This window comes from Yinghuangia aomiensis, from assembly GCF_039542225.1.
Taxonomy (GTDB): Bacteria; Actinomycetota; Actinomycetes; order Streptomycetales; family Streptomycetaceae; genus Yinghuangia; species Yinghuangia aomiensis.
On record NZ_BAABHS010000042.1, the window covers coordinates 21,340 to 36,451 of the forward strand.

The 15,112-nt window shown below is 68.6% G+C and carries 11 protein-coding genes; 2 read left to right on the forward strand and 9 right to left on the reverse strand.

Features of this window, described 5'->3' with window-relative positions:
- Positions 1-182: 182 nt before the first annotated feature.
- The 3 genes from ABEA93_RS36160 to ABEA93_RS36170 all read right to left on the reverse strand — a co-directional run bounded on the left by ABEA93_RS36160 (position 183) and on the right by ABEA93_RS36170 (position 2,983).
- Positions 183-1,226 carry an LLM class F420-dependent oxidoreductase gene (locus ABEA93_RS36160; protein WP_345680181.1) on the reverse strand — a complete coding sequence of 348 codons (1,044 nt, stop codon included), beginning with the start codon at positions 1,224-1,226 and terminating at the stop codon, positions 183-185.
- A 134-nt stretch (positions 1,227-1,360) separates the two neighbouring features.
- Positions 1,361-1,807: a nitroreductase family deazaflavin-dependent oxidoreductase gene (locus tag ABEA93_RS36165; RefSeq protein WP_345680182.1), complete on the reverse strand. Its 447-nt coding sequence runs from the start codon at positions 1,805-1,807 to the stop codon at positions 1,361-1,363.
- 123 nt (positions 1,808-1,930) lie between these two features.
- Complete coding sequence (locus tag ABEA93_RS36170; protein WP_345680183.1) at positions 1,931-2,983, reverse strand: hypothetical protein; 1,053 nt, start codon at positions 2,981-2,983, stop codon at positions 1,931-1,933.
- A 490-nt stretch (positions 2,984-3,473) separates the two neighbouring features.
- Here ABEA93_RS36170 and ABEA93_RS36175 point away from each other — a divergent pair, with 490 nt between their 5' ends.
- Positions 3,474-5,753, forward strand: coding sequence for an arylsulfatase (locus ABEA93_RS36175; RefSeq protein ID WP_345680184.1), 2,280 nt, complete (start codon positions 3,474-3,476; stop codon positions 5,751-5,753).
- A gap of 127 nt (positions 5,754-5,880) precedes the next feature.
- Positions 5,881-6,912, forward strand: a complete 1,032-nt coding sequence (locus ABEA93_RS36180; RefSeq protein WP_345680185.1) for a Gfo/Idh/MocA family protein — start codon at positions 5,881-5,883, stop codon at positions 6,910-6,912.
- Between the two features lie 55 nt (positions 6,913-6,967).
- Here the strand turns inward: ABEA93_RS36180 and ABEA93_RS36185 are convergent, their stop codons facing one another.
- The 6 genes from ABEA93_RS36185 to ABEA93_RS36210 form a co-directional block, all read right to left on the reverse strand.
- Entirely contained in the window at positions 6,968-7,636 is a 669-nt protein-coding gene (locus ABEA93_RS36185) for a response regulator (protein WP_345680186.1), read from the reverse strand.
- On the reverse strand, positions 7,633-8,817 hold the full coding sequence (locus tag ABEA93_RS36190; RefSeq protein WP_345680187.1) for a sensor histidine kinase: 1,185 nt from the start codon (positions 8,815-8,817) through the stop codon (positions 7,633-7,635). The genes ABEA93_RS36185 and ABEA93_RS36190 overlap by 4 nt, the downstream gene beginning before the upstream one ends.
- 106 nt (positions 8,818-8,923) lie before the next feature.
- Positions 8,924-11,155, reverse strand: a complete 2,232-nt coding sequence (locus tag ABEA93_RS36195) for an MMPL family transporter (RefSeq protein WP_345680188.1) — start codon at positions 11,153-11,155, stop codon at positions 8,924-8,926.
- Positions 11,156-12,099: 944 nt separating this feature from the next.
- Positions 12,100-13,125, reverse strand: coding sequence for a zinc-dependent alcohol dehydrogenase (locus ABEA93_RS36200; protein ID WP_345680189.1), 1,026 nt, complete (start codon positions 13,123-13,125; stop codon positions 12,100-12,102).
- Positions 13,126-13,211: 86 nt separating this feature from the next.
- Positions 13,212-14,240, reverse strand: a complete 1,029-nt coding sequence (locus ABEA93_RS36205; RefSeq protein ID WP_345680190.1) for a zinc-dependent alcohol dehydrogenase — start codon at positions 14,238-14,240, stop codon at positions 13,212-13,214.
- 3 nt (positions 14,241-14,243) lie between these two features.
- Complete coding sequence (locus tag ABEA93_RS36210; protein WP_345680191.1) at positions 14,244-15,104, reverse strand: fumarylacetoacetate hydrolase family protein; 861 nt, start codon at positions 15,102-15,104, stop codon at positions 14,244-14,246.
- Positions 15,105-15,112 lie beyond the last annotated feature (8 nt).

The window sequence follows — 15,112 nt, forward strand, 5'->3', positions numbered from 1 at the left end:
ACTCGACTGCCACCAGCATTGGTACGGGTCCGGAGACGGCCACCCGCTGCCCTGGTGTTGGGAAAGGCAGGTGCTCATTCGTTGCGCTGGTGCAGCAGAAACACGAGCTCAACGACAAGGTCGTCAGCCGCCTGACGTGACGTCCGGCAGCGCCCGCGGCGGCCCCGCCACGTGAAGGGCTCTCAGCTGTTCCCGGCATCGAGAAGGGCACGGACACTGCGGATGTCCCGGACGGGGTCCGTGCCTTCGGGTGTGACATTTAGCGTGGTCACGCCGGCGGCCCGGTAGGCGTCGATGCGGTTGGCGATGTGGTCGGCCGGACCGACGAGGTGGATGAGGTCGATGAGCTCGTCCGGGACCGCGGCCTCTGCGTCGGCGCGGCGGCCGGACAGGAAGAGGTCCTGGATGCGGTCGGCAGCGTCGGCGAAGCCGTACCGGCAGACGAGCGCGTGGTAGAAATTCTGTCCGCGTGCGCCCATTCCGCCGACGTAGAGCGCCGTCATGGGACGCGCCAAGTCGCGAAGCGCTGCTTGGTCGTCGCCGATTGCCAGTACGCCGCCGGCGACGATGTCCAGTGGCCCCAGCGTCGCCGATCGGCGGGCCGATCCGGCAGCCAGCGGCTTTCCCCAAACCTCGTGCATGGCCTCGGGGGCGAAGAGGAAGGTGAGCCAGCCCTCGGCGATCTCGGCCGTGAGCTCGACATTCTTCGCCCCGAGTGCGGCAAGGTAGACAGGGATGCGGCCCCGGACCGGTCGCGTGAGCATCTTCAGCGGCTTGCCCAAGCCGCTCCCCTTGCCCGGAGCGAGCGGCACACGGATTGTCGTTCCGTCAAATGCCACCACCTCGCGACGCCACGCGGACCGGCAGATCTCCACTACGTCGCGGGTCCGCGCAAGCGGCCTGTCATAGGCGAGACCGTGCCAGCCTTCGACGACCTGAGGTCCTGACGCCCCAAGACCGAGAACCGCGCGTCCGCCCGATACCGCGTCGAGGCCGGCCGCGGTCTGCGCCAGCAGGGCCGGAGTCCGGGAGAACACGTTCAGCACTCCCGGCCCCACTTGCACCCGCCGCGTCCGCGCTGCAAGTGCCCCCAGGATAGTGGCGGAATCGAAACCGTACGACTCCGTGACCCACAGAGCATCTGCCCCGGCGTCCTCGAACTGCATGGCACGGTTGAGGACCAGGCCCAGGTCGCCGGTGTACTTCAGGGAGACACTCAAACGCACGGGCCAACTCCTCGATGAGATTGCAGGGGGCTTGCCAGGTTGCAAACGACGGAATGGACCGGGCTCGTCCGCCGGCAGGTGTCTGCGGGCGGCGCAGCCGGTTGTGCAAGCCGGACGCGCCGCTTGCCGCCGTCTCAGTGCCCGTCGGGCACTCTCTCCAGGACCAGGACCGGGATCTCGCGGTCGGTCTTCTCTTGATACTCCGCGTAGTCCGGGTACGCCTCGACCGCCCGCGCCCACCACAGCGTCTTCTCGTCCCCGGTGACCTCGCGCGCGGCCATGTCCTGGCGCCGCGGACCATCCTGGAGTTCGGCGCGGGGGTCGGCTGCCAAGTTGTGGTACCACTGCGGGTGGACGGGTGCGCCGCCCTGTGAAGCGACCACGGCGTACGCGCCGTTGTGCACGACTCGCATGACCGGCGTTTTGCGAAGGACGCCGCTTTTTGCTCCCCGCGTGGTCAGCACGACCACCGGCATGCCGCGGAAGGTCGTTCCTTCGACACCGCCGGAGGACTCGTACGCCTCAACCTGGTTGCGCACCCATTTCTGCGTGCTCGGTACGTACTCACCTGTGAGCGGCACCTGGTCATCTTCCCTTCGTCGTGGGCGGGTTGCTGCGCAACCAGGTCGCCGGACTTGTCAGGCCGGGAGCCGGTGCGGCCAACCCTTTTACCGATGTACGGAATCCGTCATTGGCCGAGCTCGTCAGACCGCGCCCGCGGTCGCCCAGTCTGTGGTGGGGGCGATGGCGTAGGTGTCGATGAGTGCGCGAATGAAGTCCTTGTCGTGCATGGGGTCGCTGGGTTCGGCGACGCTGACGCCGCGGTCCCTGAGGTCGGCGAGAAGGCGTTCGAACACCATGTCGTGTGTCAGGTCGTCGCTGTGGTCCATGTTCTTCTTCAGTTCGTCGTGGTCGGTGTAGACCTCGGCGTTCCAGTGGACCAGGAGGCGCATCTCATCGGGCCGGTAGCGGCGGATGACCTGGTCGTCGGTGGTGATAGCCCAGTCGCCGCGGTCCGCGTCGTAGCCGAGCAGCGAGCGGTGCTTCAGCCCTTCGATGTCGCGTTCGTCGGGGCGGCCGACGGGGTCGCCACGGTGGAACATCGCCTCGTTCTGGACGACGACGCCCTTGTTCCAGAGCGGGTGTTCGAGGCGCTGCGGCTCGCCGAGGGGGCCGTCGGGCCAGTAGGTGAAGGTGCCGTTCTCGCCCAGGTACCACCACGTGATGACCTGGGCCATCTTCACCAGGTGATCGGTGAACAGGCCGGATCGGCCCATGACGTTCATCAGCCACGTGGGGGAGTTCTCGTAGCGAACGCCGCGGAAGGTGACCGCGTCCAGGTGCGAGGTGAGGCCGCTGTGGTGAGGGCCGCACAAGTTGAAGAGCATCATCGTCGGGCGCGCGTGCTGCACGCCCCAGTAGTTCCGTGCCAGGTCCAGGAAACGGCTGTTGTAGAAGCAGTCCTCCAGCTCCGGGTACAGGCACGTGGAGTTCTGCGCGAAAAATCCGCGGAAGTGAGCGTTGGCGATGTCGTCGAGGGTGAAGTTGAGGACGCGGTCGTTGTCGGGGCCGCTGGAGGTGGCGACGAGTTCCTCGACGGAGGAGAACGTCTGGGCGATGATGCTCTGCCACGGACCGTGCTGCTTGAGGACGTCGAGGATGCGCGCGTGCTGGTCGTCGGTGTAGACGCCTTCGACTACCTGAGGCGGCGCCACGGGCTTCAGGATGTCGTTCAACTGCTGCAGAGTCGGGCTCATCGTATGGTTTCCCCTCAAGGAACAGACGGCCGCACGTTCAGGGGCCGGCGTCCGGCGGCAGGAGGCGCGGCCCGGCTCCCTCTGCGTGCGGCATTCATCGGGCGGCCTGGCTGCAGCGCAGGCGTCGGCGACAAGTCCGCCGAGGCCGTGGCCCGGCCGGCGCTTGCCGCGCGGCAGCGGCCGTTAGACGTTGACGGCCAAATAAAATACCACCTACACAAAAAACGCAAGGGGGGCCTGGCTGTCCCCTCTCCATCCGGGGAGGGGAGTGGGGCAGGTGTCCGACGAGTCAATGCAGCGACTGTTGCATTGTTGCGTCGATTGGTTGATGCTGCACCAGGCGGGGACGTCGAACGAGCGCCCGATCGCGCGGTGGTGGCCTCGATTTGGTCCCGAGCCGTGGTCATGGCATCCGGCCGGGCGCTGATGGTCGCCGCACGCCGGACCAAGGGCGCACCAGTAGGCGCCCCCCAGGTGACAAGGAGCTTCCATGGCACGAGCGTTGACCGGCCGTCGGATCGCCGACTCCCACCCCGGATTTGTCGCGTACCCGAAACCTCCTGCCGGAGCGCCGAACGTTGTCGTGATCGTGCTCGACGACGTGGGGTTCGCCCAACTGGGGTGCTTCGGCGGTGGGATCGACACGCCGAACATCGACGCTCTGGCGATGGGTGGCCTGCGCTTCAACCGCTTTCACGTGACTGCGGTGTGCTCGCCGACGCGGGCGTGCCTGATGACCGGGCGCAACCATCACGCGGTCGGCATGGGCATGATCTCCGAGATGCCCCTCGGGTTCCCGGGGTACAACGCCCGCATCCCGAAGTCCGCGGCCATGCTGCCGCGCATCCTGCGGGACAACGGCTACAACACGTTCGCGGTGGGCAAGTGGCATCTCGCGCCGGGAGGGGAACTGTCGGCGTCCGGTCCCATGGACCGCTGGCCGATCGCCCAGGGTTTCGACCGCTTCTACGGCTACTTGGGAGCGGAGACAAGTCAGTGGCACCCCGAGCTGGTGCGGGACAACACGTTCATCGACCAGCCGCGCACGGCGGCAGACGGCTACCACCTCACCGAGGACCTCGCCGACCAGGCCATCCGCATGATCCTGGACCAGCGCCAAGCGACGCCGGACAAGCCGTTCTTCTGCTATTTCGCCACTGGCGCCGCGCACTCCCCGCACCAGGTGCCCGCCGCTTGGAGCGACGCGTACCGCGGCCGCTTCGACGATGGCTGGGAGGCATTCCGCCGCGACGCGTTCGCCCGCCAGCTTTCCGAAGGTGTGGTGCCCGACGGCACGCACCTGACGGAACGTCCCTCCTGGGTGCCTGAGTGGGCGAGCCTTACGGCGGAGGAACGGCGCCTGTACGCCAGGTACATGGAAGTCTTCGCCGGCTTCATGTCCCATGCCGACGCGCAGATCGGACGGGTCATCGACTTCCTGGCGAGCCGAGGCGACCTCGACAACACACTGGTGCTTCTGCTCTCGGACAACGGCGCGAGCGCGGAAGGCGGGCCCACTGGCACGCTGCACGCGAGCCAGGTTACCCTCCGCGGCGAAGCCGAGGACCCGGTGACGGCGATGGCGCGCATCGAGGAGATCGGAGGGTTGCGGACCGACAACCACTACCCCTGGGGCTGGGCGTGGGCCGGCAACACTCCGCTGCGGCTGTGGAAGCGCTACAGCTGGCTCGGTGGCGTACGTACCCCGATGATCGCCCACTGGCCGGCACGGATCCCCGACCCCGGGTCGGTGCGGAACCAGTTCTGCCACGCGGTCGACGTCTTCGCGACGGTGCTCGACGCGGTCGGAGCGGAAGTCCCCGGTGCCGTAGACGGCGTCACGCAGCAACCGGTCGACGGAGCCAGCCTGCTCCCCGCGCTGCTCGACCCGGAAGCACCAAGCCTTCGCCGCACCCAGTACTTCGAGACCTTCGGCTCACGGGCCATCTACCACGACGGCTGGAAGGCGACGACGGACCGCGTCCTGCCGATGTTCGGCGAGCAGGAACGCATCCCCGGCAGTCACGACCTCGACGACGACCGTTGGTCCCTGTTCCACCTTGACGCGGACTTCTCCGAGGCCCACGATCTGGCCGACGGGCACCCGGACAAGGTCGTCGAACTGAACGACGTGTGGTGGATGGAAGCCGGGCGGAACGGCGTCCTGCCCCTCTTCGAGGGCATGGCATCGATGCTCGCGACCCACCCCGGGGAGTACTCCCCGCCGCAGCGGGCCGAGTACCAGCCTGGCGGCGGACCGGTGAAGAGCGGACAACTCCCGCCGATGGCAGCTGGTTTCGACCTCACGGCCGACATCGGGACGCCGGACCGCGCCCCCGTTGAAGGCGTTCTGTGCGCGCAAGGCGACGCTCACTGCGGCTGGACGCTGTACTTGCTTGAGGGAAGGCCGACGGTCTGGTTCACCATCTTCGGGGAGCACGTTGTGCTTCGCTCCAGCGACCCGATCCAGGCTGAGAAGCACACCGTGGCGGTCTCCTACCGACCCGTCGACGGCGGCTCGGTCGTCCTTTCCCTGGACGGGAAGCCGGTCGCGGAGGCCGTGCTCCCGTCGGGGCCGCCGCTGGCGACGCAGGCGATCTTCGGCAGCCCCATGACCTTCGGCGGCGATCCCGGCCTGCCGGTGACCGAGGACTACGAGGCTCCGTTCCTCTTCACCGGCACGCTGACCCAAGTGGCGATCGAAAGCCACGCCGTGCCGGTGCCGCCCCCGACCGACGAGGCGCTGCGGGCCGGTCTGCGCGCCGACTGAGGAATGGCTGGTGGCGCCGACCCGACACCCTTTGCGGCGAGTACGGCGGCGACCCTCCGGGTCTCCTCAGGGACTCCTGCCATCCATCCTCCTCGTCCCCCGATACCGACGACGCAGGGAGCCTTTTGTGACCGCCCCCGTACGCATTGGACTCGCCGGCTACGGCTTCGGCGGCCGCTTCTTCCATGCCCCCTTGATTGCGTCCGCATCGGCATGCGACTTCCTGGGCGTGGTCACCACTTCGCGCGAGCGCGGGGCCCAGGTTGCCGAGCAGTGGAACCGGCCGACCTACGACTCACTGGAGGCCTTGGCGCGCGCGGGCGCCGAGGCCGTGGCGATCTCCACCCCCGCGTCCACCCATGCCTCGCTGGTCCGGCAGGCCCTCGAACTGGGTCTGGCCGTCGTCTGTGACAAGCCGTTCACTCTCGACGCCGCTACGGCACGCACCACGGTTGAACTCGCCGAGAAGCTCGGCCGCCCACTGACGGTGTATCAGAACCGGCGATGGGACTCGGACTTCCTCACACTCCGCGCACTGCTGGAGGCCGGGCAACTCGGTTCCTTGGTGCGGTACGAGTCGCGCTTCGAGCGTTTCGCCCCAGAGGGGGAAGTGCCCGTCGCGGGAGGCGGAACCCTCCTGGACTTCGGAAGCCATCTGGTGGACCAGGCTCTGGTGCTGTCCGGGCCGGTCGCGCGGGTATACGCGGAGGTGCACCATCGGGCGGATGTCGACTGCTTCGACGACGACGTTTTCGTGGCCCTCACACACCGCAACGGTGTGCAGTCTCATCTCTGGGGGAGCTGGCGACAGGGTGCCCCGGGGCCCAGGATACGCGCTACCGGGAGCACGGGCACCTTCGTCGTCGACCATGTGGACAGCCAGGAACCGGTGCTTCTGACCGGCGCGACCCCTGCAACGGAAGGCGACCGATGGGGCCTGGAACCCAAGGGCCACCATGGTGAGGTGCGGCGCGGCGACCAAGCCGAATCCGCCCCTTCTGCGCGTGGAAGGTGGGACTTGTTCTACCCGGCTTTCGCGGCGGCGGTCCGCGGCGCCGGCCCGATGCCCGTTGACCCCTGGGAGGCCGTGGCCACCGCCACCGTTCTGGACGCCGCCAGGGCAAGTGCCTCCGTAGGTCGAGTGGTTCACCTGACCTGAGGACATCCCTTCTGCCGATGGCAGATGGACCGACGGTCTGGGCTGTCGGCCCCGGTCAGGTGCCGGGGGTGACCAAGCCGGTCTGGTAGGCGATGACGACGAGTTGGGCGCGGTCGCGCGCGCCGAGCTTGGTCATGGCCCGGTTGACGTGGGTCTTGGCGGTGAGTGGGGTCACGTGCAGGCGCTCCGCGATGTCGTGGTTGGACAGTCCGAGCGCGGTGAGGATCATGATCTCGCGTTCGCGAGGGGTCAGGCGATCGAGCTGTCGGACGACCCGGGGGTCGGCGGCGGTGGGTTGGGCGAGGACTCGCGAGATGAGCTGGCGCGTGGCGGTGGGCGACAGCAACGCCTCGCCCAAGGCGACCGTACGGATCGCGTCGAGCAGGTCGGGCGGGTCGATGCCCTTGCCGAGGAAGCCGCTTGCTCCGGCGCGCAGGGCGTCCACGACGTGTTCGTCGACCTCGAACGTGGTGAGGATCAGAACCTTGACGCCCGCGAGATCCTCGTCGGCGCAGATGCGGCGCGTGGCCTCGATGCCGTCCAGGACGGGCATCCGGATATCCATGAGCACGACGTCGGCGCGTTCGCTGCGAGTCGACTCGACGGCTTCTGCCCCGGTGGACGCTTCGGCTACCACTTCCATGTCCGGCTGGCTGTCGATGAGGAGTTTGAAGGTCCCGCGCAGGAGAGCTTGGTCGTCGGCAAGGAGAACGCGGATGGTCATGATCGGGCTCCCGGGTCGGCGGACAGGGGGAGTTCGGCGCTGACGCAGAACCCGCCACCGGGCCGTGGCCCGGCGGTGAGGATGCCGCCCGAGGCGGCGGCGCGTTCGCGCATACCGATCAGCCCATGGCCACTGGTGGTGATCGCGCTCGGGGGGACGACCTCGCCGGTGTTGGTGATCTCCAACCGCAGCGCGGCATCGCCGTAGTCGAGTCGGACGCGGGCATGGGCATCGGGGCCCGCGTGCTTCGCGGTGTTCGTCAGAGCCTCCTGGGCGATTCGGTACGCGGCCAGTTCGACCGACGGGGAGGGCGGACGGGGAGTTCCCGTGACAGTGACGTCGACGGGGAGTCCGGTGTGGCGGAAGGAGGCGGCGAGGTTGTCGAGGTCGGCCAGAGTGGGCGTGGGTGTGCGCGACTCCGCCGCGTCGTCGTCCTGGCGCAACAGGCCAACAGTTGCCCGTAGTTCGTCCAGAGCCGCGCGGCTGTTCTCCTTCAACTGGCCAAGCGCCAGGTATGCGGCCTCCGCGTCGGTGCGCACCAGATGCTGGGCCACCCCGGCCTGGGCGTTGACGAGAGTGATGTGGTGGGCGACGACATCGTGCAGGTCGCGGGCGATGCGCACGCGTTCGGCGGTGACCCGGCGGGCGGCTTCGTCCTCGCGGGTGCGTTCCGCCTGTTCGGCTCGCTGCCGTAGTGCCAAGAGATGGGCGCGCCGTGAGCGCGTGAGGTCACCGAGTGCAAGCGCCAAGACCAGCAGATCGAAGGACGCGAGTGTGCCAGCGGCGAAGAATTCGTCCGAGCCGTCCAGGGCCAGCGCGATGGTCAGCAAGACCGCGACGGTGAGGCCGATGGGCCAGGCACGCTGCCGCGGCAGACGCGAGGCGACGGTGTAGAGGGCGATCAGGCTCGAACTGGGAACCAGTAGTTGGTCCGACGCCACGGCCAGATGGGTGATCTCGACGGCCACGACCGCGACGGCCACCGTCACGGGAGCGCGGCTGCGCCACACCAGCGGCACGCACGCGGCGGCCGTCCACAGCACGGGAGCCGCCCTCGGCCCGTGCCATCCGGACGCCCCGGCCATCGAGGCGAACACCGAGATCGCGACAAGCAGCAGGCCTGGGAAGGCGTCCCGGGCTCGGCGGTGCGCCGCTAGGTGGTCGCGAACGTTGCTGATCATGCGCACTCCTGAACGGTACGCAGGCCCTGCCCGGCGCGGAAGCCGTCCGCGCCGAGCAGAGCCGAATGGGCGAAAAGGGAGGGGGACCAGCGCGAGGCCCCGAACCTCAGCGTTGGACCGGCACTGGGACTGTCTCCTCGACGACTGGGGGCGGCGTGTGTTCGGGTGCGCCTTCGACGGATATACGGGGCAACGCTTTGTCCAGCCATGTCGGGAGCCACCAGTTGGCCCGGCCGCAAAGGTGCATCAGACCAGGCACCAAGATCATGCGTACGACGATGGCGTCCAAGGCGATCGCCGCCGCGAGGCCTACTCCGAACGTGGCGATCACGCGCATGCCGCCTCCCGCGAAGGCTGCGAACACGCTGAACATGATGGCCGCGGCGACCGCGATCACCTGTCCGGTTTCCGCCTGGCCGACGCGGACCGCGCGGTGGTTGTCCCCAGTGTGCGTCCACTCCTCGCGCATGCGGCTGACCAGGAAGACCTGGTAGTCCATCGACAGTCCGAACATCACGCCGATGACGAGGATCGGCACGAACGCTTCGATCGGCCCGGCCGACCCGACCCCGAGGAGTTCACTTCCCCACCCGTGCTGGAACACCAGCACGATCGCGCCGAGGGCCGTCCCCAGCGTCAGGATGTTGGTGAGGGCACCGACCAGCGGCACCAGCAAACTGCGGAACGCCACGGTCAGCAGTAGGAAACCGAGTGCGACGATGATGCCGATGAACAGCGGCAGCTTGGCGATGAGAGCGTCGGCGAAGTCGTTGTTGGTCGCGGTGGTTCCGCCGACGTACACGCGCAGGTCGTTGCCCTGTTCGGCGGCAGGGACCACGTCGTCGCGCAGATGCTCGATGAGGTCACTGGTCGCCTGCGATTGCGGGGCGCTGTCCGGGACCACCGTGACCACGGAGAACGTCTGGCCGGGTGCCGGGGCCGAGGCTGTGACGGCCGCGACCCCGTCAGTGCCGTCCAGACGATCGACCAAACCGCTCAGAGCCTGACGGGCGGCGTCGTCCGGGGTCTGGGTGGCCAGCAAAAGAGGACCGTTGAAGCCGGGGCCGAATCCGTCGGCAAGGATGTCGTAGGCCTTCCGACTGGTCGACGCGGGCGGATTGTTTCCGGCGTCGGGCGAACCGAGACGGATCGACAACGCCGGAATCGCCACAACGGTCATGACGACGACCGCGACGGCGACGAGCCGCTTGGGTTGCCGCCGCACCCGGTCGGCCCAGCGGCCCCAGAACCCGTCGGCCGCGCTTCCGCGCGATGATGCGTGGGCTGGCCCATCCGACTGGGTCCGCGGCCCGTCCCCGGCCAGTTCGCGACGCTGACGCCGGCTCAGCACCCGGCTGCCGAGCATGCCGAGGAGCGCCGGCAGCAGCGTGACAGCGGCCAGCATGGTCAGCACGACGGTCAATGCGGCACCGAGCGCCATGCCGTTGAGGATGCCGATCCCGAGCGTCAACATGCCCAGCAACGCGATGACCACGGTCAGCCCGGCGAAGACAACCGCTCGTCCCGAGGTGTTGAGCGCCTTCGCGACGGAGGAGGCCACGTCGTCGCCGTGCATGAGGTTGCGGCGGTGCCGGTTGACGATGAACAACGCATAGTCGATGCCCACGCCCAGCCCGATCAACGCACCGAGCGTCGGCGTGACGTCGGCGAGGGTCATCAGGTGGCTGAGCAGCACCGTGGCCATCAGCGCGGTCACGACGCCGGCCACCGCAGTGATCACCGGCAGGGCCGCCGCCCACGCGGAGCGGAAGACCAGCAGGAGCAGCAGGGCGGCCATACCGATCCCGATCAGCTCGCTCCACTTGGACACCGAGGGCGCCTCGTTGAACGCCCCGCCGCCGAGCTCGACATGCAGGGCATCGGTGCGCGCGGAAGTCGCCATGTCTTCCACGGCCTGCACGTCGGCCTTGGGCAGGTCTCCTTCTTCCTCGGTGAAGTTCACTGTGGCATACGCGGTGTGCCGGTCCGGACTGACTTGGTGCGCACCCTCGTCGGTGTACGGAGTGACGACCGCGGCCACACCGGGGGAGTGGGCAATGCGGTCCAGGACCGCGCTCATCTCCCCGCGCACACCGGGGTCGCCGACGTCTCCGCTCTCGACCTGCCATACGACCGTCCCGCTTGCGCCGGCGACGGCCGGGGCGTTGGCCTGCATTAGCTTGATGGCGGTCGCCGACTCGGTGTCCGGCATGGACGAGTCGTTGCTGTACTTCGCCCCTGCGGACAGGGCGGAGATGGCGAGCGCGGCGAGCACCCCCACCCACAGCAGGACAACCAGGACGCGGTGCTTATGGCACCAGCGGGCGAGCGCGGACATCGAGCCTCCGAAGCAACGGCGGTCTTCCCGTCTTCGCGGCATGACAAGGCTTGCGAGCGGGATGCTTTCCAGGGCCGGCGACCAGAGCCTGGAGTGGTGGTCGCGTTCGCCCTCGTCAACCATCGCGCGATGTCGCCGCCGCGTCGTTGCCCAGTCGTAGACACTTGTCCCTGCAACGAACGCAGCAGGCACCGACGCGGCGGCGGTACGTATGTGAGCCGTTGAAGCGCTGTGACGCACGTCGGCGCACGCCTGGCTGGTCAGGCGACGGCGAGTACGGCAAGGAGCGGGCCCAGCGCAGCCACCGAGCTGGTGGGCGAGATGCAGCAGTCCCAGGGCCCGGGCCGCCTGGGCCCTCGGGCGCCCGGCGTGTCACGAACGTGCCGAGCGTGGACGGCCCGCCGAAGGCTGCGGCGGCGCACAGAGCGGCGGCAGGCAGAAGCGCGAGGCTCCAAGGCACCAGCGCCGCGGTCGCCGGCGATACCAAGCCGCACCCAATGAGGATGGCGACCGGCAGGCGCCGCCCCAGCCACATCGACGTGGCAGCCAGAACCAGGGACGCCGGCGCTCCGGCCGGCAGCGCTGTCATCTGGGGCAGCGCCGACTACGATGGCAAGTCGTGGAAACCGGGGGCGCGGAGCAGCGCGATACAACGTGGTGTCGAGCAGCGTCGCACCGCGAACGTCGCAAGGGTCCACGCCGCGCACGGCAGTCGGGTGTGCGACGCAGGCCGCACCGCCGAGGCTCTGCAGCGCTCGTCCGGCGACCCATGAATCCGTCGTCGATGCGGGCAGCCGCTTCGACGCTGCCCTCGTCAAGGGCCGGGGCGGCTGATCGATCAGGTGCGGATGCAACAGCCCGGATGTCTCGGCGGTGTTGCCTGTGGCGTCTTCGAGTAGTGCGCACTGCGCGCTGTCGGCCGTGGCGGTCGCGTGGGGCCGCCCTCAGTGGTCCAGGCGGACGAGGACCTTGCCCGGGGTCCCGTCACGTGCAGCCAGGCCGGCAAAGACCGTCGGCGCATCGTCGAGCGGAACCTGACGGCTGATCAGCTGGGCGGCCACAGCAGGTGCTGCCCCCATCCACGACGCGGCAGCACGAAAGCTGTCGCTGGAGTAGGCGAAGCTGCCGACAAGGCTGCGTTCCTCGGTAGTCAGCGAGAAGGCGTCGAGTTCCAACCGAGGGCTTGCCATGCCGACCAGGCACACCTTGCCTCCGGGCCGCGTCGCGGCCAGCGCGTCGGCGACGCTGGAGGACGCACCCGCGGCGTCAAGCGTCACGTCGGCGAGGCTGCCGTACAGCCGTCGCACCTGGTCGGGAACGGGCGCGATCGTCGGGTCGATGGTCCGCGCGCCGAGACGTTCCACGAGCGCGCGCCGGGCGGGGTCCGTTTCGCTGACGACAACGTCGTGGATCCCGTCCATGGCCAGTGCCAGGACGACCGACTGCCCGATGGGTCCGCCGCCGACGACAAGCGCCCGGTGAGCGGAAGCGGCGTCGACTCGGCGCGCGGCGTGCACGGCAACGGCAAGCGGTTCGACGAGCGCACCGTACTCAATGGGCATGTCACCAGGGAGCGCGATGACGTTGCGCGCAGGCGCGACCATGAGCTGGGCGAAGGAAGAGACGTAGTCGGCGCGGACACCGATCACGAACTTTCGCGGGCTGTGCTGCTCACGGCCGCCGAACTCCTCGACATCCTCATCCGGGATGACCACCGGGTTGAACGTAACCGGTGTACCGACCGCCAGGCCGGTGACTCCCCGGCCGAGGCTTGCTACGTGGCCCACGCCCTCGTGACCCATGATCTGACCGGGCGTGCGGCGGCCGTTGGCTCCAGTGAAGCCGTGGATGTCGGAGCCGCAGATGCCGGTTGCCACGATCTCGATGAGCACCTCACCCGGGCCCGGTTCAGAGGCGATGCGGTCTTGCACCTCCAGTCGACCGAAGTCCGTGAGTACCAGTGCGCGCATGCGGCTTCACTCTCCTTGATCAGGTGGGGCGACGGCCTTTCGGGAAGCCGGCGAATTCTGAGCCCTTCGCCGGGTGGGGCAAGCCGTTACGGCCCCGAGCGGTGGCGGCGGGGATTCACATGGACCTTGGGACCGGGACCGGCGCCGGCGGGGCGTTCGCCGGCCAGCACGGCGTCTATGCCGTCGAGGTCGACCGTGGCTGCGACCAGGAGGCGAGGGTCGATCTCGCCGTCGGCGAACAATGCGATGGTTGCGTCGAGACCGGGAGAGCCGCTGAGAATTCCGGCGGCCGTGACGTCCTTGAACGCGAGTTTTCGGGTGTCGACCATGCTCGGGGAGCCCGCCAAACCGACATAGACAACGCGGCCGCCGGGCTCGACGAGGTCCAAGGCCTTCGCCGGCAGGGCAGCGGCATTCGAGGCATCGATCACCGCGTCCCAGGGCAGGTCCGGAAGTTCGTCCTCCGTGCCGACGCCGTCGAACCCCAAAGTGCGTGCGAAGTCCAGGGAACGTCCTGGACGCCCCATGACGTGGACTTCCGCGCCCGCCTGCCGGGCGAACATCGCGACGAGCAGCCCGATGGTGCCCGGTCCGAGGACCAGCGCGCGGTCGCCGGGACGAAGGTCCGCAGCCCATGCCGCTCGCAGCGCGTTTCCCCCCGGCTCGACCAGGGCTCCCAGGGCGTCGTCGACGGTGTCGGGCAGCGCGTGCAGTGACGCGGCGGGGACGGCGAGCTGTTCGGCGAGGGCTCCTGCGCGCCCGCCGCGAACACCCAGCTCATGACGGTCCTCGCAGACATGTCCACGTCCATGTGCGCAGCGTCGGCAATGGCCGCAACCAAGCATGGTGTCGCCCATCACACGCCGCCCGATCCAGCATGGGTCGACACCCTCGCCCACCGCCGCGACCGTGCCGGCCCATTCGTGGCCGAGCCGCATGGGGTAGTGGGCGTGGCCCTCGTGGAGGTAGGCCATCTCGCCGGTGTAGAACTCGACGTCGGTGCCGCAGACGCCGACGCGGGCGACGTCGACGACAACCTCACCCGGAGCGGCCGTCGGCGGTTCGACGTCGACGACGGCGGATTCACCGGGGCCGTACAGGATGAACGCTCTCATGGGTCACCTCGCGGGGATCACGCGTTGGCGTTGGGAGCCCAGACTGTTGATGCCGAGCTCCACCACGTCGCCGGCCTGCAACCACACCGGCGGGTTGAACCCCATGCCGACACCGGGAGGGGTGCCGGTGTTGATGAGGTCGCCGGGTTCGAGGACCAGGAACTGGCTGAGGTAGTGAACGATGAAGAAGGGGTCGAAGACCATCGTGGACGTCGACCCGCTCTGTCGGCGGACCCCGTTGACGTCCAGCCACATATCGAGGCTCAGCACGTCGCCGATCTCGTCAGGTGTGACGAGCCACGGTCCCGCCGGGTTGAACGTCTCCGCCGACTTGCCCTTGCACCACTGGCCGCCGCGTTCGAGCTGGAAGGCGCGTTCACTGACGTCGTTCACGACGAGGAAGCCGGCGATGGCGTCACAGGCTTCCTCAATCGACGCGAGGTAACTGGTCCGCTTCTTTATGACTATGCCGAGTTCGACCTCCCAGTCCGGCTTCGTTGCCCCACGGGGCAGCCGGACGTCGTCATGGGGCCCGACGAGAGTGTTCGGGGACTTGGTGAAGACGATCGGCTCGTCGGGAACGGCCTGGCCGGTCTCGGCGGCATGATCGCTGAAGTTGAGCCCAATGCACAGGATCTGGTGCGGCCGGGCGATCGGCGCGCCGACGCGCTCGCCCGCGAAATGACGAAGAGCGCCGCTGCGGACCCGCTCGTCCACCATCCCGGCAAGGCGGTCCAGTCCGCCGTCGCGGAAGAAGCTCTCGTCGAAGTCAGGGACTTGGTCGGACACATCGACATAGCGTTCGTCGTCAAGGCGCACGATGGGGCGCTCGGAGCCGGCGGGCCCGATACGCATGAGATACATGGTTCTCC